At 53.5% G+C, this 18447-nt stretch carries 14 protein-coding genes and 1 tRNA gene; 6 read left to right on the top strand and 9 right to left on the bottom strand.

Features of this window, described 5'->3' with window-relative positions; all coding sequences use genetic code 11:
* Positions 1-139 precede the first annotated feature (139 nt).
* The 3 genes from SH287x_RS17000 to SH287x_RS16990 form a co-directional block, all read right to left on the bottom strand.
* Positions 140-1714, bottom strand: a complete 1575-nt coding sequence (locus tag SH287x_RS17000; RefSeq protein ID WP_479515577.1) for an HTTM domain-containing protein — start codon at positions 1712-1714, stop codon at positions 140-142.
* Positions 1715-1833: 119 nt separating this feature from the next.
* Positions 1834-2493: a hypothetical protein gene (locus tag SH287x_RS16995; RefSeq protein WP_479515576.1), complete on the bottom strand. Its 660-nt coding sequence runs from the start codon at positions 2491-2493 to the stop codon at positions 1834-1836.
* A gap of 319 nt (positions 2494-2812) precedes the next feature.
* Positions 2813-3274 (bottom strand): GNAT family N-acetyltransferase, encoded by a 462-nt coding sequence (locus SH287x_RS16990; protein WP_479515575.1) that lies wholly within the window; start codon positions 3272-3274, stop codon positions 2813-2815.
* A 228-nt stretch (positions 3275-3502) separates the two neighbouring features.
* On the opposite strand from SH287x_RS16990, the gene SH287x_RS16985 reads away from it, so the two are divergent.
* A complete protein-coding gene (locus tag SH287x_RS16985; RefSeq protein WP_479515574.1) occupies positions 3503-5863 on the top strand; it encodes a DUF1549 and DUF1553 domain-containing protein in 2361 nt (786 codons plus the stop codon).
* Between the two features lie 237 nt (positions 5864-6100).
* On the top strand, positions 6101-7489 hold the full coding sequence (locus tag SH287x_RS16980; RefSeq protein ID WP_479515573.1) for a DUF1501 domain-containing protein: 1389 nt from the start codon (positions 6101-6103) through the stop codon (positions 7487-7489).
* 118 nt (positions 7490-7607) lie between these two features.
* Here the strand turns inward: SH287x_RS16980 and ggt are convergent, their stop codons facing one another.
* A complete protein-coding gene (gene ggt / locus SH287x_RS16975) occupies positions 7608-9389 on the bottom strand; it encodes a gamma-glutamyltransferase (protein WP_479515572.1) in 1782 nt (593 codons plus the stop codon).
* A 318-nt stretch (positions 9390-9707) separates the two neighbouring features.
* Here ggt and SH287x_RS16970 point away from each other — a divergent pair, with 318 nt between their 5' ends.
* A complete protein-coding gene (locus tag SH287x_RS16970; protein WP_479515571.1) occupies positions 9708-10433 on the top strand; it encodes a hypothetical protein in 726 nt (241 codons plus the stop codon).
* A gap of 35 nt (positions 10434-10468) precedes the next feature.
* Here SH287x_RS16970 and SH287x_RS16965 read toward each other — a convergent pair whose 3' ends face one another.
* The 3 genes from SH287x_RS16965 to SH287x_RS16955 all read right to left on the bottom strand — a co-directional run bounded on the left by SH287x_RS16965 (position 10469) and on the right by SH287x_RS16955 (position 12872).
* Positions 10469-11677, bottom strand: coding sequence for a type II secretion system F family protein (locus SH287x_RS16965; RefSeq protein ID WP_479515570.1), 1209 nt, complete (start codon positions 11675-11677; stop codon positions 10469-10471).
* Positions 11678-12281: 604 nt separating this feature from the next.
* Positions 12282-12354, bottom strand: a tRNA-Glu gene (locus tag SH287x_RS16960).
* A gap of 275 nt (positions 12355-12629) precedes the next feature.
* Positions 12630-12872: a carbon storage regulator gene (locus SH287x_RS16955; RefSeq protein WP_479515569.1), complete on the bottom strand. Its 243-nt coding sequence runs from the start codon at positions 12870-12872 to the stop codon at positions 12630-12632.
* An 842-nt stretch (positions 12873-13714) separates the two neighbouring features.
* On the opposite strand from SH287x_RS16955, the gene SH287x_RS16950 reads away from it, so the two are divergent.
* Positions 13715-14710 carry a diacylglycerol/polyprenol kinase family protein gene (locus SH287x_RS16950; protein ID WP_479515568.1) on the top strand — a complete coding sequence of 332 codons (996 nt, stop codon included), beginning with the start codon at positions 13715-13717 and terminating at the stop codon, positions 14708-14710.
* A 136-nt stretch (positions 14711-14846) separates the two neighbouring features.
* Positions 14847-15824, top strand: a complete 978-nt coding sequence (locus SH287x_RS16945; protein ID WP_479515567.1) for an ABC transporter ATP-binding protein — start codon at positions 14847-14849, stop codon at positions 15822-15824.
* Positions 15825-15837: 13 nt separating this feature from the next.
* On the opposite strand, the gene SH287x_RS16940 is transcribed toward SH287x_RS16945, so the two are convergent.
* Positions 15838-16905 carry an Ldh family oxidoreductase gene (locus SH287x_RS16940; protein WP_479515566.1) on the bottom strand — a complete coding sequence of 356 codons (1068 nt, stop codon included), beginning with the start codon at positions 16903-16905 and terminating at the stop codon, positions 15838-15840.
* Between the two features lie 150 nt (positions 16906-17055).
* Positions 17056-17490, bottom strand: coding sequence for a hypothetical protein (locus SH287x_RS16935; RefSeq protein ID WP_479515565.1), 435 nt, complete (start codon positions 17488-17490; stop codon positions 17056-17058).
* A gap of 515 nt (positions 17491-18005) precedes the next feature.
* On the opposite strand from SH287x_RS16935, the gene mscL reads away from it, so the two are divergent.
* Positions 18006-18431, top strand: a complete 426-nt coding sequence (gene mscL / locus SH287x_RS16930) for a large-conductance mechanosensitive channel protein MscL (protein ID WP_479515564.1) — start codon at positions 18006-18008, stop codon at positions 18429-18431.
* The last annotated feature ends 16 nt before the right edge of the window (positions 18432-18447 follow it).

Below are 18447 nucleotides of genomic sequence, written 5' to 3'. Positions count from 1 at the left end.
GCCTGGAGCCTGCGCAATGTACCAGCAGGCACCATAAACGGATAGATATCACCAGAGTTTGTATCAGCCATTTAGCCCCTGATTGCTCTATTTTACAGCCTGATGAAAATTCACCCGTCTCAACCAATGGTCGAATCAGTTATTTATTGACCGGGCAAGCTTCGCCTTCAACGAAGAATGTTCGCCGGGCGACTTCTTGACCCGCTGAGCGGATAACGACCTGATGGCGTCCGCCTTTCACAGTATCGCAGATGGGCCAATGGAAATTCGCGCGGTTCATTTCTCGGGTCGCCACCATATCCTGCTGCCCGACAATCAAACCCTCGGCGTCCACAATCATACATTCCAGATACATATCTTCATGCGGCGGCAGTAACTGGCACTGAACCGTCATGTTTTCTCCACTGTGATAGTGCTGCTTACGGATCGCCATTTGATCCGCCACCAGTAGCGTGCCCAAATCGACAGCGAAGAATTTATCCGTTTCCCGAAACTTAGGAGCGGGTGCCAGATACTTTCGAGCCTCTGCCTGATCCATCGGTTCCAGAACATAAGGCCCTTCGGATCGCCGGACGCCATAGCGATCCATTTGATATTCCGCAGCCATCCCCATCAGTGCCAGACAAGCACATCCGGCTGCCCAAACAGCCGGTTGTTTGAGCACTGAAAGCTTTTGAGGATTGAAGTAAGAAGAAACGCCCGACAAAGGCACCATCAGTGCGGCCTGCATCTGCCGCAGCGGAAGCTTTCGCCTGACCCAACGGGCACCAGCAGCCAGCCAGCGAGCATCATCATCATTCATGAATGCCATATAGCAGGCAAAACAGACGGGAGGAAACGAGAGCAGTCCCAGAGTGAAATAGGTGGAGACATGAAAGATGACGCCGAGTGTAATAAATGCTATTCGCCAGAACCCACGCCAGGCCAGAACGATAAACATCATTTCCCACACGACGGCGACATAGCACATTGCCACGATGACAGCCGGGTACATACTGATAAAGGCGCCCAGAGGATGCTTATAGTTCAGATCGGCCAGCATCCACCATTGGAGCTGATCTCCCGAGAAGAAGGCCGGGGTGTGAATTTTTGTAACTGCTGCGCCAAAGTAAACTGTACCAATGAGAAGCTGTAGGCAACGTCGTGGCCAAGCCGACGACTTGGGGAGATCGTTGATTGTCCATCCCAGCCAGGGGTTCGCGGGTGTCCGGCGCTTCAGCCAGGCGTCCACGGAAAAAACGCTGCCACAATCAGAGAACGCCAGCAGCAGCAGAATATGAGTGCTGATGACTGAATACTTTGTGTGAGTTGTTACATAATCGATATTGCAAAAATAGATAAACAACAGATTGCTGACGATTAATGACGCGCGTGTCTTCCAGCCAACGCAGGCGGCCAGGAATGCGAACATCATGGCGCTGAAGAGAAACGTCACGACCGAGGGGGGCAGAATCGGGAACAGCTCACCGAAGCCAAAATTCACGGCAATCGGAGCCGGGGCGCCGTCTGTCGAGTAAATCTCGCGGGCATACTGCCAACGATCTGACATTACGATAAACAGCGTTGCACAAATCACTATACGGGCCAATGCCATGCCAATCGATGATTCTTTCGCAAAAAAGAATTGATCGAGTTGTGTTCGGCAATCCTGCGCTATTTCTCGCAATGAGCGAATTGGCGAATGATTGACGGGGCTTTCAGGCGATGGAGTCATGCTGCACCTTCAACAGATAACATGGAAAACGATCACCAGATTCGGGGGGTGGTTTCCCTGCGAGAAGTCATTAAGTCGTGAGAAAAACTTCGGGCTGGAGGTTATCGCTGCCTGCCATCCTATTTTTCGTAGCTGGCGCGCTGGATTGCCGAATCGTCCGTGCTGTTGGAATAGGTATATGCCGATTGACGATGCTCGGGATTCACTGCGTAAAACGGCTTGCCACGTTTGAAGTCGGCCTGCAACCGGGGATTGGAATGCACCGATTGAACATAGAGATATGAGGGATAGTTTGGCTGATCCAGCGTCACTGTTCCATCAGGATTCACAATCATGCGGCGAGTGTGGTACGAATTCTTCTCTTTGGGTTCTTCGTAGCGGGAAGCCCATAGATAGTCAGGGATGTTGTATTTCTTCGGCCAGGCTTCTTCGATGATATGCACGCACTCAATTGGCTCATGCTGTGTGTGCTTGAGGACATTCATCGACATCGGCCCGAAAGCGTTGCCGACGGAGTCATATGTCGCACGTGTGATGTTGCCAAAGAGTTGCACATCGCCCCACGGGCCATGAGTGACATCGTAGTAAGTGCCGCTTTCACCTTCAGCAATGAAGTGATAGCGATATTCGTGGGCTGACCATCCGCAGAACATGTCCCACACAAAGTAATACATGAGGGGGCTGCTGACGTTGCCCACGCTGAACATATGCGATAGCACGCCGATGGATAGCATCGAGAAATAGACCGACATAAACCCGATGGCCAGACGCTTGCGCATGGCGGATTCCTTCCCCCAGGAACAAAGGAGACGGCAACGCGACTCAGCAATCCTTGCTGAAAAGCCACGTGGAGGCAAACCCCCAGGGGAGAACGCTCAATATCGCCTCCCCACGCCATGATCCCGAAGAAGGGGTTGTCGCAAGAGTCGGAAATTCCGTCAAGATGGGGTCTTGATCAGGTCAAAACGTGCGTTTTTTCTGCAAGTTCAGCCACTGATCGGAAATTCTGGTGAGGTGCCTGAGAAATGGTGACCGCACGCGGGAGAGGGAGTCTTCTCAGGCAGGCTTTAAGAACAAAAGGATGTCGTGGCATCAACGTTATGACGAGGATTGGATGGAAAGATCCACCCGGTAACCCAATGCCCACTGGTGGAACCCGAGTTTTTCATAAAAGGGGGCGATTTCCGGGGCGCAGTCGAGAATCACCTTATAGCAGCCGGCTTCCTGACAGACCTGAAAGAGGTGCTTCATTAACGCCAGTCCAATCCCGTGATGCTGATCGGCCTGGCGGACTGCCACATCTTCGATATGTCCTACCGAACTACCGCCATGCAGAAACTTCGGCTCAATCATTAAAGACGCCGTCCCGATCACATTGTGATCCAGCACGGCGACGTAGGTCTGAACCTTGTTTTTCAAACGCTTCTGAAAAACGGTCACTGCTGATTCATAATCAAGTTGTGTCGGCCTGAGTGCTGAAAGCGTTTCCAGGAAACCCTTTTTGAGGTCACGAGCATCCATCAGGCGGACGATGAGGCCCTCGGGCGGAGTTACGGTCATCGGTTTCATCCTGAAAATTTGGGCCATGGCGGCAATGTGAAGCTGTCTGTGCCTCTCGCCTGTGAGTCCATAGCGTCGTCAATTCCCCTGTTTTTGACAAATGTGACGACAGGATAATCAAAAATCAGCGATCTGTCCGTTTCATGACTATTGTCTTGGCTCTGGGGGACGAAAATGATAGTCTATCCATGAACGCTGATTGATGCGTTCCCGCCGGAGCCTTCCTCCATGCCTGCCGTAATTTCTGACATGCCCTACTGCCTGATCAAATGTGGATGCCCACACGGCGCGGAAATTCCGATTCCAGGGAGAGAACCCAACCCGCTTTTGGCCCTCGGGAAGCAGATCACGCTGCGCCTCATGATGGCCCTGAGCTTGATCGTGACCACATCTCTGGTGACGCGCGCAGCGGACGATGTCAAGCCGGTAGCTCCCAGCTATCGCAATGAGGTCATGGCCGCCCTTTCGAAAGCCGGGTGTAATCAGGGAGCCTGCCACGGTAATGCTCGTGGTAAAGGGGGGTTTCAGTTATCTCTTCGTGGGCAGGATCCGGCCAATGACTTTCGAGCCATTGTCAACGAGTGGTCGGGCCGCCGCGTCAATTCTTTGGAACCGGCACGCAGCCTGTTGTTGGAAAAGCCAATGATGCGCGTCCCGCATGAAGGGGGGCGTCGCTTACGTGCAGGAACCATTGAGTATCAGTTGCTCCATGACTGGATTGCAGCGGGCATGCCAAATGACCCGCCTGGCAGCCCGGTTCTGAAATCAATCGTCGTGACTCCCCCTTCCCGTGATCTGATTGTGAGTGATCTTGCTGAGGCCAAGTTTTCCTTGCAGGTGACGGCTCATTTTTCGGATGAGTCAACGAAAGACGTCACCCGGCTGACGGTGTTTGAACCTTCGCAGCCAGTGGTAGAAATCAGTCCGGAAGGCGTCGTTCTCGTTCGGGAGTTCGGCGCCTACGCCATTGTGGCCCGCTATCTCGATCAACAGTTCACGTTGCGACTGGCGGTCTTTCCTCCTCATACGGCTGCGGGGAAAACCACACGTCAGCCTCAATCACCCATTGATGAAATCGTTTTTCGTCGACTGGCAGAACTTCAGATTGAACCCTCTTCCCTGTGTGATGATGCCACGTTCGCCCGGCGATCCAGCCTCGACATCGTCGGGCTATTGCCGACCTCTGAAGAAGCCCGTCAATTTGTGGCTGACACGTCACCAGAGAAACGTCAGCAATGGATTGAAAAGTTGCTGAACCGTTCGGAATTCGCGGACTGGTGGGCGCTGAAATGGTGTGATGTTTTGCGGGTGGAAGAAAAGACGCTCGATCCTCGCGGCGTGGCTGTTTTTCATCAATGGATTCGTGATTCCATTGCCAGTGGCCGCCCCATGGATGAATTCGTCCGAGAGTTAGTTTCGGCCAAAGGAAGCTCTTACGAAGTTCCCGCTGCGAACTATTATCGTGCCTTGCGTGACCCTGCGACACGAGCCGAAGCGACGGCGCAGATCTTTCTTGGTGTCCGGCTTCAATGTGCGAAATGCCACAATCATCCATTCGATCAGTGGAGCCAGAACGATTACTACAGTTGGTCAAACGTCTTCTCGCAGATTGATTACAAGATCATTGAAAACAAGCGAAGAGATACCAATGACGAACACGAATTTCTGGGTGAACAGATCATCCAGTTGAAGCCTGCCCAGCAGTTCAATGATCCCAGGACAGGTCAACCTCTGGTGCCCAGACTGCTGGCGGCTTCCGGCGGCTCGTTATCGGTCGAAGAGGATCGACTGGTTCCGATGGCGCAGTGGCTGGCCAGTCGTGATAACCGCCGATTTATTGAAGTGCTGGTCAATCGCGTCTGGCAGCAGATGTTTGGCCAGGGGATTGTCGAGCCGATCGATGATTTTCGAGCGACCAATCCCCCCTGTCATCCGGAACTACTGGCCTGGCTCAGTGACGAGTTCATCAAGCACAATTGTGACCTGAAATGGCTGGTCAAAACGATGGCTCTTTCCGGGGTCTATCAAACGAGCGCCGTTACCAATGAATCCAATGCCCGCGACGACATCTTTTTTTCGCATGCCCTTGTCCGAAGATTAAGTGCCGAGCAGATTCTTGATGGGATCAGCACTGCAACCAATGTGCCCGTCACGTTTGCCGAACATCCGAAAGTGACTCGTGCTCAGGCCCTTCCCGGTGTTCAGGCCATGGTCTTCCGCCGGGGAAAGCCGACTGTTGCCGATCGCTTCCTGCGAGAGTTTGGCAGACCTCAGCGATTGCAGTCGTGCGATTGTGAACGGACTTCCGAAACGACACTCACACAGACATTCCAGATGATTGGCGGAACGCTGGTTCAGGAATGGGTCACTGCTCCCAAAAATATTCTGGCGGAGATCGGCCAATCAAAGTCATTGACAGAAAAACAGATTGTTGAAGAGCTTTACTGGCGAACGATTTCCCGTCCGCCGACACCGAAAGAATTGGACGCTCATCTCGGACATCTTCAAACCACCACTCCCAAGCGAGCAGGGTTGGAAGATATTCTCTGGGCGCTCCTTAATAGTGATGAATTCCTGTTGCGGCATTAAATATGTAGGTCGGTCGTTTTGTAGGGTGCATGCCAATGCACCAAGAGAAACCTTGAGTTAAATACTGGTGTATTGGCATGCAGAGCGGTGTTTCAGGTTGGAATGCGTATGGCGAAGGTGGGTTGCGCAAAGCCTTAACCCACCCTACAAAACTTGAATTGAATACTGGTGCATTGGCATGCACCCTACAAAATTGCAATACACTCTGATGATTGTTAAAGAAACGGGAACGTGATCATGTGGCCTAGCGGTAACGACCACAGCTTCAATCGGCGCCGGCTATTAACCGCCGGGGGGATGGCAGGCTTTGGACTGACGTTGCCCAGATGGCTTGCGGCACAGGAATCCCCTTCCAGCGAACTTCCTCAGGCGATCAGTTCCGCCAAGTCGGTGATTTTCCTGTATCAATTCGGCGGGCCAAGTCATGTTGATACCTTCGACATGAAACCGTTGGCACCTGACGGGACTCGCAGCCAGTTTGAGGGGATATCCACGTCAGTTCCCGGCCTGTCGATTTGTGAGCACCTGCCGAAAATGGCACAGGTCATGGATCGTGTGACGCTCATGCGCACGGTCTGGCACAACATGAAGAACCATAACAGCGCGTCCTATTATGCACTGACGGGCCATGCTCCGCCGGTGGATGACATTCGACTGCGAGATACACCAGATCTTTTTCCTGCGTATGGTTCGGTCGTTGACCGATATGCACCCAATACGAACGGCATGCCCACTTTTGTCGCTTATCCGTATGTCATGCGCGATGGCGAAGTCACCCCTGGCCAGCATGCCAGCTTTCTGGGGAAAGCCCATGATCCGCTATTAGTGACGAATAAACCCAACACTCCCGGTTTTGGACTTCCCGAATTGAGCCTCCCTGCGGGAGTATCTGCTTCTCGTCTCGAAAGCCGACGGCATTTACAGCAATTGATTAACGCTCAGGCCAGGATGGGAGATGCTGTTGCTGCGGCCCGGGGAATTGATGACTATTACACCCGCGCGATTTCGATGATCAATTCGCCCAAAATTCGCCAGGCGTTCGCTATCGACGAAGAACCAGAAAACGTGCGAGATCGCTATGGCCGTACGGAGTATGGGCAGGGCTGCCTGCTGGCCCGGCGCTTAGTCGAACGCGGCGTGAAATTTGTCAGCGTTTACTACTCTCAGGGGATCGGTGGCCGCTTCAAATCCGATGGGTGGGATACCCATGGGTTTGACAACACGCGTATGTATCCGATCCTGAAGGACTATCACCTTCCTCTGCTGGATCAGACGCTCCCCACGCTGATTCTTGATCTGGAAGAACGGGGGCTATTGGACGAAACCCTGATTGTCTGGATGGGCGAATTTGGCCGGACGCCGCGACTCAATGCGAACTTCAGCCGTGATCACTGGCCGCAATGCTACAGCGTTGTGCTGGCGGGTGGAGGGACAAAGCGCGGGTACGTTCACGGCACCTCCGACAAAAACGGAGCCTTTCCCGAGAAAGACCCTGTGGCTTTGGATGATCTGGCAGCCACTATGTTTTCTGCCGTAGGTGTTTCGCCAGAAATTGAACTGCGCGATCGAGGCAACCGCCCGCAAGCGGTCGCTCTGGGCCACGTTGTGCATGAAGTCTTCGCCTGACCGACGGCTTGGAACTCATTCGGCTTTTTTTCTTAAGGGTCGCGATCTGGTGGCGTAAAAAACAAACTGATCAGGGTAAATGATGCCCATACGCCGCCCCACCGACCCGGAAACGGCTTTAATGGCCAGCCGGTTGGCCATGTTTCCGGGGATCGCTGACGGCCCATAATTTGCCGTCTTTACGAACGACCAATTGGCTGATTGCCACTGCGGATCGCTGTGAAATTTCGTGGCCAAACGCCGCAAGATCATCACTCAGTTTTTCCAGAGGATATTCGATCACCAGCGTGTTGGGCATCCATTGGTGATGAATTCGAGGCTTACTCACCGCATCCGCTGGCGGCAGTTCATGCTCTGTCGCATTGAGCAAGACTTGAATCGTTGTCGAAATAATCCTCGGCCCGCCAGAAGCACCGACCGCCACCTCGGCTTTGCCGTCTTTCACGAACAAGGTGGGGGTCATGCTGGAGAGAGGCTTTTTCCCCGCTTGCACTTCATTGCTCGCACTCTGAATTAAACCGAAGGCGTTTGGCTTGCCGGGAACAGCGGCAAAGTCATCCATTTCATTGTTCAGCACCACTCCCGATTCTGGCAGGACGACATAGCTTCCATATGTCAGGTTGATGGTTTCTGTACAGGCCACGGCGTTGCCGTCCTGATCAATGACCGATAAGTGACTGGTTCCCCCATCATTGACCGGAGCAATCCTGCCATAATGTTCGGGAGGAAAGGTTTTGGTCAGATCAATCCTGCCAGCCAGTTTTTGAGCATGGCTTTTGGAAAGTAATTCATCCACCGGGACTTTGACAAAATCCGTATCGCCCAGGTAGGCCGCCCGGTCGGCATAGGCATGCTTCATGGCTTCGGTCAGCAGGTGTAACCCGAGTGGGGTGTTATGGCCGAGTTGCTTGAGCGTCTGCTGAGAATGTGTTTCCCCGAAGGCGTCGAGAATTTGCAGCACTTGCAGCAGGCAGATCCCTCCACTGGAAGGAGGAGGCATTGTGATGACTTGCCCGCCGCGCCAATCCATTTTGAGAGGAGTGCGTTGTCGAGGACGATAATTGGCCAGATCTTCTGCAGAGATGATCCCTCCCTGAGCCTTCATCAAGCTGACAATTTCCTTGGCGATGACACCATGGTAGAAGGCGTCCGGCCCGTCTTTCGCAATCGCTTCAAGTGCAGGAAGCTGCGGCGAATAGAACCGGTCTCCCAGTTTCCAGGGCGTTCCCTGGTTCAGATAGCGGTTTTTCAACGTTGCGAATTCGTCACCACGTGACCCCATCGATTTCAATGTTTCGGCCTGAACACCCAGGTCATGTTCATCGATCAGCACGCCATCCCGTGCCAATCGGATGGCAGGGGCTAATACCGTTGGCAGATCGAGTGTCCCGTGTTGCTTAAGAGCCTGGCACAAACCGGCCACTGTCCCTGGAACGGCTACCGCCAGCGGGCCGCGCTGGCTGGTCTTGGGATTCTTTAAGTACATCTCGGCATGAGCCTGTCCGGGAGCGACTTCGCGATAGTCCAGGGCCACAACCTGTTGCTCTTTGGCCTTCCAGATCACCATGAAGCCCCCGCCACCAATCCCGCAACTGGCTGGTCGCACGACCGAGAGAGCGAATGATGTCGCCACGGCGGCATCAACCGCATTGCCGCCTTTTCGCAGCATCTCGGCCCCGGCTTCGCTGGCAGATGGATGATCCGCAGCGACAGCCCCATGGGCGTAAGTACTGGCAAACGGCAGAGGTTCGCCCGCGAGAGCAGAGGCTGAATGCAGTTGGCCTAATAGCCAGCCTGCAATCGCCAGAAGCAGTCCACCAACGACTCGAATAGAGCCGTCGTACTGTCGAGCAATCAAAGAGGAAAGAGAAGCGTTTGACGGGAACAGAAGAGAGTTCACAACAGCTCCAGAGAATTCAAATGCAACGTGGTCGATGGCACGAGCGCGTGCCACCTGACTTTGCCACATGGAAGCAGAGATCACAAGAGTGCAAAGCGGTCGTTCATCGCTGATGTGAGCCGTCAGAGTTTGCCCGGTCAGCATTTTGAGTCGAGGCCGTTCAGTCCAATGCAGAAAAGCCTCCCGGGCTACTCGATAAAAACGCCTTGAGAATCCCGTGTGGTAAGTTTCCCTTAGCAGTTGAGCGGTTTTCTTCTTGAGAGACCGTTATTGCCTGCTGCCGAGAAAACCTAATCCTCTCATGATGGAGGTTCTGCCTTGCCTTCTTTTCTGCCCAATCGTGCCTGTGTTGTGCCTGGCTTCTGGCGTTCCGCCATTCGGTCTGTCGCATTGCTGGCGGCCTTGCCGACTCTGTCGTTTACCTTTTTTTCATCAGAAACGGTCACAGCGGGGCAGGACAACGGGTTTGTGCCAGTTCCCGCCGCACAACCCGCCGTGCCATCCTTTCCAAACCCTCCTGCGAACGGTTCTCCAGTGAATCCTCCCGTCGCCGGGGAATCGGAATCCCCAGTCATGCAGGCCCCGGTAATGACTGCCCCGCCAGTGGCACCCATGCCCGGGCTTACTCAAGAGGCGGCACCTCAAAACCAGTTTGCTGCTCCGCCTGTGACAAGATCGTTCGGAACAGCCGTGGTTCAGCCGGGAGTTCCGGTTCCTCAGGCAAACCTGGATGGACTCGCGCCACCACCGGGAACTCTGGGTATGACCTACAAGCGGCGGACGCGGCTGGTTCCTGACGACAAGCACCCCCGAACCGCGATCATCGATCTCTGGAATGTTCCTGAGTCCGCCGATATTTCGGCCCGTGGGCTGAAGCCTCGCTGGTACAACGATCACTGGCGGCTGGAGTCCGAAGCCCCACTTGTTCCGGGCGTTCCGCACATCTATGGGATTCAAGTCACCAATACGATTGCCGGCCAGAAGACCACTTCCGTTAAATGGGCACGGTTGATTATGGGCCGCATTGTGGATCTGGAATTCTAATGCCGTTTCCGGGTTAAGTAGCGTCCGGCAAGGCGTTAGACAACCCCTGAACTCTGGAAGATCGGCAACATGAGGGCGATGAGCAGAAACAGAATGGCACCCGCCATGACCACCAGCATCAATGGTTCCAGCAAACGCACCACCAGATCCAACTGACGATTGGTCGTCTTTTCCATTTTATCAGCGACACTAATCAGGACGTTCTCCAGATTGTTCGCTTCTTCTCCCACTGAGATCATTTCCAGCACGTCAACAGGGAACTGCTTCGAAGCGGCCAATGGCTGAGCCAGTGTTTTTCCGCTCGAAACGTTGTCTGCAGCCGAGGCAATCGCTTCGCTCAGCACGCGGTTTCCCGTTGCATCCTTGGCGATATTCAATGCCTGCAACAGCGGAACGCCGTTGTGCAGCAACGTTCCCAGAACGCGGCAGAAGCGAGAGATCCCCAAACTGCGGGTGACGTAGCCAATCCCCGGCGCTTTGAGCTTCACCTGATCGAGAAGCAGTTGCCCTTTGGGTGTTTTCATTGACCACATCAAACCGAAAATGGCTGCACCGATCACCATGACGATCAACCACCACCAGTTCTGCAAGGCATTACTGATGGCCAGCAACATGACCGTTGCGAACGGGAGCGTGCCACTCTCTTTCATGGACTCAAACATCGGCTCAAAGCCAGGGACGAAAAAGACAATCATCCCGATCACGACGGCTGTGCCGAGAACCATCAGCACAGCGGGATAAGACATTGCCGCCACAACTTTCGATTTTAGCTCTTCCTGATGTTCGGTGAACATGGCCACGCGAGAGAGAGAATCTTCCAGAAAGCTTCCCTCTTCACCGGCGCGAATCATGCTGATCGTTAATTGGTTGAATGCGTTGGGGTGCTCACGCATGGAATCCGCCAGGCGGCCCCCATCGGCAATGCGGCTGCGGACTGTCGACAGAACATATTTCAACGAAGGATTGCGTGTTTGACGTTCCAGCAACTCAATTGATCGGAGGAGCGGCACACCGGCACGCAGCAAATCGCTCAATTGAGAGAAGAGAGTGGCCAGCATTCGTGGGGGAATACGCCGACTCGACAACCGCTGTTCCACTTCTGTCGATTGCACAGGGGAAATTTTGACAGTGAACAGGCTACGACTAGCCAGCGACTGGAGCGCTTCACGCTCGCTCGCCGCGACCAGAGTCCCGACCACCTGCTGTCCGGAGAGTTCACGAGCCACATATTGAAAATCAGGCATCTTTGAACCACCCGTCTCCTACTAACCCATTCAGAGGCTGTTGCCACGCTGATCAACAAGCCAAGCGATCCTAATCAATGTCAGATGATCTTGTTATAGTATGCTTCATGTGTACTGCACAAAAGTAACTATCCCGGCAATCTGACACTGCGAAGAAAAATTCACTGACGGTCAATCGGTGTCTCAGAAGATTAACCCTAAGGTCAAGATGATAGCTCTCTTCATCTGGCGAGAAGCTCGTTTTTTGCGTAATTTGTCGAACCTGATATGTCTTTCAATTTGAAATAGCGCTCTGTGTGCCATGCTTGCCAACTTTGGGCAAGCATGGCTTTTGAAACGAAGGCAGATCGACGGTAAGCGCACATTCGGCATGCTCACCTCAGATCCGTGAGCATGGCACTTCGTGACTTCAATACTTGGGAGAAGGCAGCACTGGGAAGAAGGTGCGCTGAATCATGTTGTGGTTGGCTTTATGCCATCACACGACACTGTCGGCGGAAAACACAGTAGTTGGAAACAGTGGCCGGAAAACGAAAAAACCCTTGGAAACCAAGGGTTTTAACGGTGGCGACTTCTGCTGAGGACAACAGCGAAGTCAACGAAATGACCCCATGGGGATTCGAACCCCAGTTCTTGGACTGAAAATCCAATGTCCTAGGCCTCTAGACGATGGGGCCTCGTGAGGAAAAATGTATCTGCTCGACACTCTTCGGGCAAGTGTCGCGACGTCAGGAATTCTCAGATTTCTTCATGAGCTTCACAAACCAGGATTCACCCGTCAGTCGCTGACCCGGCGCCATTCGCACAACCGTCACGCACGGAGACCTTTCCCTTTTTCCGGAGTAACAGTGATTCGCTCCGTGCCGCTCCGAAACCCGCAGGTCAGTCGGAACCTCTTCACTGACGCCTGACTTCACTGAAACCGGGCTTCACTGAAACCGTCAGTCCCAAATCAGGGAGAACTGTCGGTTGAGCAAGGAGGCTCGCATGGAGAAGGGGTCGGCTGTTGCACGCCATGACTGGGGGCGTTCTGGGCAGGAGTGGTACTGGACTGAAGCTCGTTGCGGATGATTGAAACATCACGGGGTGCCTCAATCCCAATCCGTACTTTGTCGCCGCGAATCTCGACCACAGTGATTACGATCGAGTCGTTAATCACAATACTTTCGAGCTTCTTTCGGGAGAGCACCAACATGACTGACCTCCGGGATTTTCTCCCGATCGCGTGAGCGACGCCATTTCATCAACAGACACGACACATTGACCAGAGACCCAAACACCTTCCATCACATCCGACCATCATATCCGAACGATCGAATGGCAATATTCAGACGTTAAATTACGATTCTCATTGAACAATGACATGCAGAGAAAAACAGACCGCCACATTCCGGCCTTGCCACTCTGTCTCATGGCTCTGATCGCGCCGCCATGGAATTCAGTTGTCCACCAACATGATTTTTGGCATGCACGCCAGCCGCGTCAAGATGGGAAAAGCCGCTACAGGAAATATGTTGCGACTATTTCGGAAAGTTCCGGCAACCGAAATTCTCCGTCGATGCCGCAAAATCCTTTAGGAACTGGCAAGCGGAAATGGTTCGCGGCAGATCGTTCGTTGTGCCGCAGCATTTCACGGCACATCTCTGCTGGTCATTCTGACTCTGAATTCTGCTGAGAATTTCTCCTGCGATGGTCGCTCGCCAACCCGTTTGGCTTCAGAAAGACCATTTCAAGCCTTGGGGAATATAAGCGGTCTTGAGGCCTCTTTGTAAAACGCTCTCCCCTCTCAATCTTCTCTCTCACAGAGCTTTGTCTGGGATTCCGCCAGAATTTTCGTGGCAAAAATGAATTCCGTAGCTGGCGTGACCTTTGCAGAAGAATCCCGTCTTAATGGGACTGGCGCACGATTTGCCTCGCATAGGGATGTTTCATTGCTCCATGAATCTTTGTCGATACGACATTTCAGACAACAGGCGATGAGGCTCCCGGTCATGGATAAGACCTGGTTTCCACTTTAGTGATCACTGGTATGCCGCGATGGTTCGTCTCTCTTCCACAGCCAGACTCCTTCACCCCAAAAGCGTGACCGACCGGAAATTTTCGGGGGTATCACGACCGGAAGCGAAGGCGAACATTGATGGCACCTTGCGGGACACGCTGCCGGATTCTCCCCAAATGACGGGGAAGATGACTTTTTTCAGACGTCATACCGCCGAGGTTTCTCGCGGAACTGGCACTATCAACTTAAGGAGTCTGCCGGCGGATCACTTCCCTCGTCAGTTGGCTCCCTTTCCCATGAAATCTCTGGTCAACTCTCTCAGCATCAAGCATGCTCTCGCTGACGCCGGGCAGATCCCGAACAAATCCACCAGCCTGACTGCGACAGCGCCCTTTCCCAGCGTGGGTGTCTCTTTCCGCTGGCATCCCCCCCGAGCGCTCACTCATGCCGAATATCGTCGTCGCCTCTGGCATATGACCCCCGGATTACTTCCTCTCCTGCTGTGGGTGATTCCTCATACTGACCCTTGGGGATGGATTCTCTGGAGTGTGGTCTTTGGACTGATTGTCACAACAGCGCTGGTCATGTTGCAGCGCTTTCACCGCATTGCACGCCCAGGGGAAGATGAAGGTTACAGTGCGGTCGCAACCTACGCGGGGGTTGTCCTGGCCACGTTGTTCCTGTTTCCCGGCAAAGAAGAAATCGGGCTGATGACATTGGCCATTCTTGCGTTTGGTGATGGCTTTGCGACTCTTTGCGGATTGAGCCTGGGAGGCTGGTCGCTTCCCTGGAATTCACGCAAGTCGTGGACAGGTCTACTGGCCTTTATGGCCATGGGAACTCTGGGCGGTTCAATCATGTTCTGGGGAGAATCACGGCCGGGTATTTCGTGGCAATTGGCTGTGATCATCGCCGGTCTATCCAGCACAGTCGCTGCTATCAGCGAATCGTTACCATCGAAACAGAATGACAACCTTCGAGTGGGGTTGACAGCGGCCCTCATGGGTGCTGTTCTTCATTTCAGTTGGATTTAGTGTGTCGTTTGCCGTCTTACGGCGTCGTGTTTGGGATTGATCTGCCGTTGTCCTGCTTTGTGGGACATGGCCACTAACTCAACCTGAATTCCTGACTGAAACAACGTCAAAAGCGCCTCGCCCGGAGAATATTGGAGTGCCTTCTTTACTTGAAGCCCGGCATCTGAAGAAATCGTTCGGCTCACATCAGGCGGTTGTCGATGTCGGCTTTTCGGTGGAAGCAGGCGAAATTCTGGGATTGCTCGGCCCCAATGGGGCGGGCAAATCGACCACTGTCCGGATGTTGGCAGGTTTGCTGGCTCCCGATTCAGGCGAAATTCTTCTGGAAGGGAATCCCGCCTCTGAACGAATCAATCACTGGAAACGTCTGCTTGGTCTGGCTCCTCAGGAATTGGCGCTCTATCCCGAATTGACCGCTACTGAAAACCTGGCATTCTTCGGCGGGCTATATGGTCTCCAGGGGAGCCAACTCAAGTCGCGCGTTGATGAACTGCTGGCACAGGTGGGGCTGGAGGATGCCGCCAATCGGGCTGCTGGCACCTATTCGGGCGGTATGCAACGACGGCTCAATCTGGCCATTACTCTGATGCACCGCCCGAAGCTGATTATTCTGGACGAACCCACGGTGGGGGTCGATCCTCAATCGCGGGCACATCTGATTCAGTCGATCCAGCAGTTGGCTCATGAAGGAATGGGCGTGATTTACGTCAGCCACTACATGGAAGAAGTTGAGGCCCTTTGTCAGCGAGTCGCGATTATAGACCACGGCAAAGTTCTGGCTTATGGCACGCTGACTGACTTGTTGGGGAATGTCCCCGTCCAGTTAGTTCTGCATTTGAAATGCCCGACCGAGACGGCCAATTCCCAGCTTCTTAAGCACTTTGAAGAATCGTTTGGCTCGGGAAAAAACGCCGCAAAATTGGTTCCCGGCAAAGGAGATGTGTTACAGCCAGCGATTCATATGGAAACCAATGATCCCTGCTGGCCAGAGCAACTGCATCACCTTTCGACAAATCTCCAGCAGCAATCCATTGCGATTGCACGTGTCGAAACCCAGCAGCAGAATCTGGAGCGTCTCTTCCTGCAGTTGACTGGCCGTACTTTGCGGGCCTGACACCCCGACTCAGTCATGCCGGTGATGTCTCCCAGGGATGATCGATGCGCTGCTCTGTGAGCAATTCGACATAGAGTTCATGATGTGTCCGGGGAATAAGCATCGTCTCCGTGACTTCTGGTGACAGGCTTAATTGTCGAATCCGGGTTGAGTCATGGTTCGCTCCGACCTGGGCCAGATAGTCATTCAAACGTTCGGGCGTCATTCGGTCAGTTGATGATTCAGGAGGCTCGATCGCTATGACCAAGTGCTCGGAATCGTCACCGAATGGCGATTTTTTGAGTCGTTCTGTGGGAATCCGTCCTTCACTCAACCCGGCTAACAGCATTCCCCAAAGCAGTCCCAATGTCAGGTCATGACTGCCTGCCAACGAGGCCAGTGCTCGCAGTGAGGCCCAGCTTTCTGTCGGTTGGCCCTCTTTATTGAATCCTGCTCCTGCGGGGAACGGGCCGGCTGCGACCAGAGGATCAAGCAGCGCCAGAGAGTCATGACTCGAAGTCTGCATGGAGACCGTATAGCACCCGTTCGTTACTGGAAGGCTCCAGGCACTGCGGTGCCCCGCAATCCTCGGCGTGTTTTCTCCTGTCGCACAAAACTCGGCACGGCCGGTACTGGAGACGGCAAAGCCAATCAACCCTTCTTTGGCCAGCGCTGCAGCGACCAGTTCCGGACGATCAATGGCAGAACTATTCTTGATGACGATGCTGGCAATGCCCGCTGTCTTGGCCTTTTCGATGGCCATGTGAGTTGCCACCGCCATCGCCACCGGGCCAGCCGCACGGCTGCCATCCAAAACGGCCATTGCCGGTTTTTCAGAAGCCACCAGCACTCGCCCGCGCGGATCAATTTCGCCCAGATCCATCGCGCGAACCATCGCGACCAGATAAGGGAGATTGATGCCACCGCAAGATTCTCGCCATGGTGAGAGTGTCGCATCGATCACATGCTGGGCATCTGAAGCGAAGAGTCCCTGCCGGCTGAGCAAACGCGAGAGGGTCTCAGTGAGATCCGTTCTTTGAACTTCGGTCGTTACCACACTTAAGCCTACTGTATCGGATGGAGAAAATTGGCCATCTGACATGGAAAAGACTTTCTTGGAGGCATTCCGTTGAGCCGCTGATGGGCGGAGTGTGACTCAATATCTGAGAACAGGAAAATCACATGAATGAGATCAATAAAAACGAAACCATTCGCGAGCAAAAAGGAAACCTGATATCAACTTCATAGAAAGTCATAGCTCCGCAGGTGATGATTTGTCGAGCGGGTCGAAGCGATAACCGCGAATCTGCCATGGCCCTTTGCCTTTAACTTCGATCTGGTACTCCCCTCCTTTGGCAATATAAACCCCGCTTCCAGGGCGAATGGGTTTGCGATGCATGGCCACAATGGAATCTGTTTTCCCCGCTTTATCTTTCCAGGTGACTGACTCCAGCACGGTGGCTGACTTGTCTTTCGCGTCCCAATCCCAGCGAAGTTGCCAGTTGTCGGGCACTTTGAAAGACAAGATTCTTTCTGAGTCGCCAGTGCCAGCGACTTCAAAAAGCAGGCGTGATTCATCGGGAAGAATCGGTGCGAGAGTACCGGGAGACAGCGTGATACCGGCGACCACAGCAAACAGGAGTGCCGCCAGTCCGCAGGCTGCCAGTAGTTTTTGATTGTTTGACATCACCGATTCCACTGGCAGAAAAAAACATTGTCGAAGCATTCACATTGCCAACAATTTTCGTCAATAAAATTGGCACTGAGCTTTGATTTGACCAGCCATCGCCTACAAGTTTTCAAGTTGTCATGGGCGGCCACTGATTCAGTATAGTGGCGAGGCGTGCTCACGGTTATCCCTCCAGAGCGAACTTACTTCAAACTTCCTGATCGACGTCACATCCTCTCTGTTTTTACAAGGGTCATCAGCGGAAGAATCAGTCATCTTCAGTGAGCCAGGTGATCCTCGTACCCACTGGCAATCGCGCTGGCCCGTTGACGGGCAATGTTCGCGACTATCAGAAAACACGATCCTTTCACGTATTTCGCCTCGCCAAATCACTGGCATGAGTTATTCTCCAGGCCTTAGCCCGGCACGCCTGAATCCATTCTCTCAGGAATCGTGGATGGTCTTAAGGCCGTTCTTCTTAATCATTCGGGTGATAAGTTTTCAGCCAACCAACAGAAAGCAGGTGGAATCAGATGGGGTTGCTTCAGGAATTCAAAGAGTTTGCCATGCGTGGCAATGTCATTGATATGGCGGTAGGCATTGTCACCGGGGCGGCTTTCACCGGCATCGTGACCTCGCTGGTGGCGAACATCATCACGCCTCCCATTGGGGTGCTGCTGAAAGGAGTGGACTTCAAAGATCTGAAGATTCCGTTGGCGATACCAGAAGTTGCCGGGGTCAAGATTGACCCGGTGACCATCAAGTATGGCCTGTTTTTGCAGTCCTTGTTCGACTTTATTATTATCGCCTTTGTGCTCTTTATGGTGCTCAAAGGGATCAACTCTTTGAAACGCAAGCAGGCAGCCGAAGAAGCGGCTCCGCCAGTCCCCACACGCGATCAGGAACTGCTCATCGAGATTCGTGACCTGCTCAAGGCGCAATCACAGAAATCTGAATAGTGCCGTGGCACACGGC

This window comes from Planctopirus sp. SH287, from assembly GCF_056500625.1.
The sequence above is the reverse complement of the archived record's forward strand: the minus strand, read 5'-3'. Positions and strand labels throughout refer to the sequence as shown.

Excerpts from the sequence above, each read along its gene's own strand:
- SH287x_RS17000 (WP_479515577.1), bottom strand. The coding sequence starts at position 1,714 with ATGACTCCATCGCCTGAAAGCCCCGTCAATCATTCGCCAATTCGCTCA.
- SH287x_RS16995 (WP_479515576.1), bottom strand. The coding sequence starts at position 2,493 with ATGCGCAAGCGTCTGGCCATCGGGTTTATGTCGGTCTATTTCTCGATG.
- SH287x_RS16990 (WP_479515575.1), bottom strand. The coding sequence starts at position 3,274 with ATGACCGTAACTCCGCCCGAGGGCCTCATCGTCCGCCTGATGGATGCT.
- SH287x_RS16985 (WP_479515574.1), top strand. The coding sequence starts at position 3,503 with ATGCCTGCCGTAATTTCTGACATGCCCTACTGCCTGATCAAATGTGGA.
- SH287x_RS16980 (WP_479515573.1), top strand. The coding sequence starts at position 6,101 with ATGTGGCCTAGCGGTAACGACCACAGCTTCAATCGGCGCCGGCTATTA.
- SH287x_RS16965 (WP_479515570.1), bottom strand. The coding sequence starts at position 11,677 with ATGCCTGATTTTCAATATGTGGCTCGTGAACTCTCCGGACAGCAGGTG.
- SH287x_RS16955 (WP_479515569.1), bottom strand. The coding sequence starts at position 12,872 with ATGTTGGTGCTCTCCCGAAAGAAGCTCGAAAGTATTGTGATTAACGAC.
- SH287x_RS16950 (WP_479515568.1), top strand. The coding sequence starts at position 13,715 with ATGGTTCGTCTCTCTTCCACAGCCAGACTCCTTCACCCCAAAAGCGTG.
- SH287x_RS16940 (WP_479515566.1), bottom strand. The coding sequence starts at position 16,905 with ATGTCAGATGGCCAATTTTCTCCATCCGATACAGTAGGCTTAAGTGTG.
- SH287x_RS16935 (WP_479515565.1), bottom strand. The coding sequence starts at position 17,490 with ATGTCAAACAATCAAAAACTACTGGCAGCCTGCGGACTGGCGGCACTC.
- mscL (WP_479515564.1), top strand. The coding sequence starts at position 18,006 with ATGGGGTTGCTTCAGGAATTCAAAGAGTTTGCCATGCGTGGCAATGTC.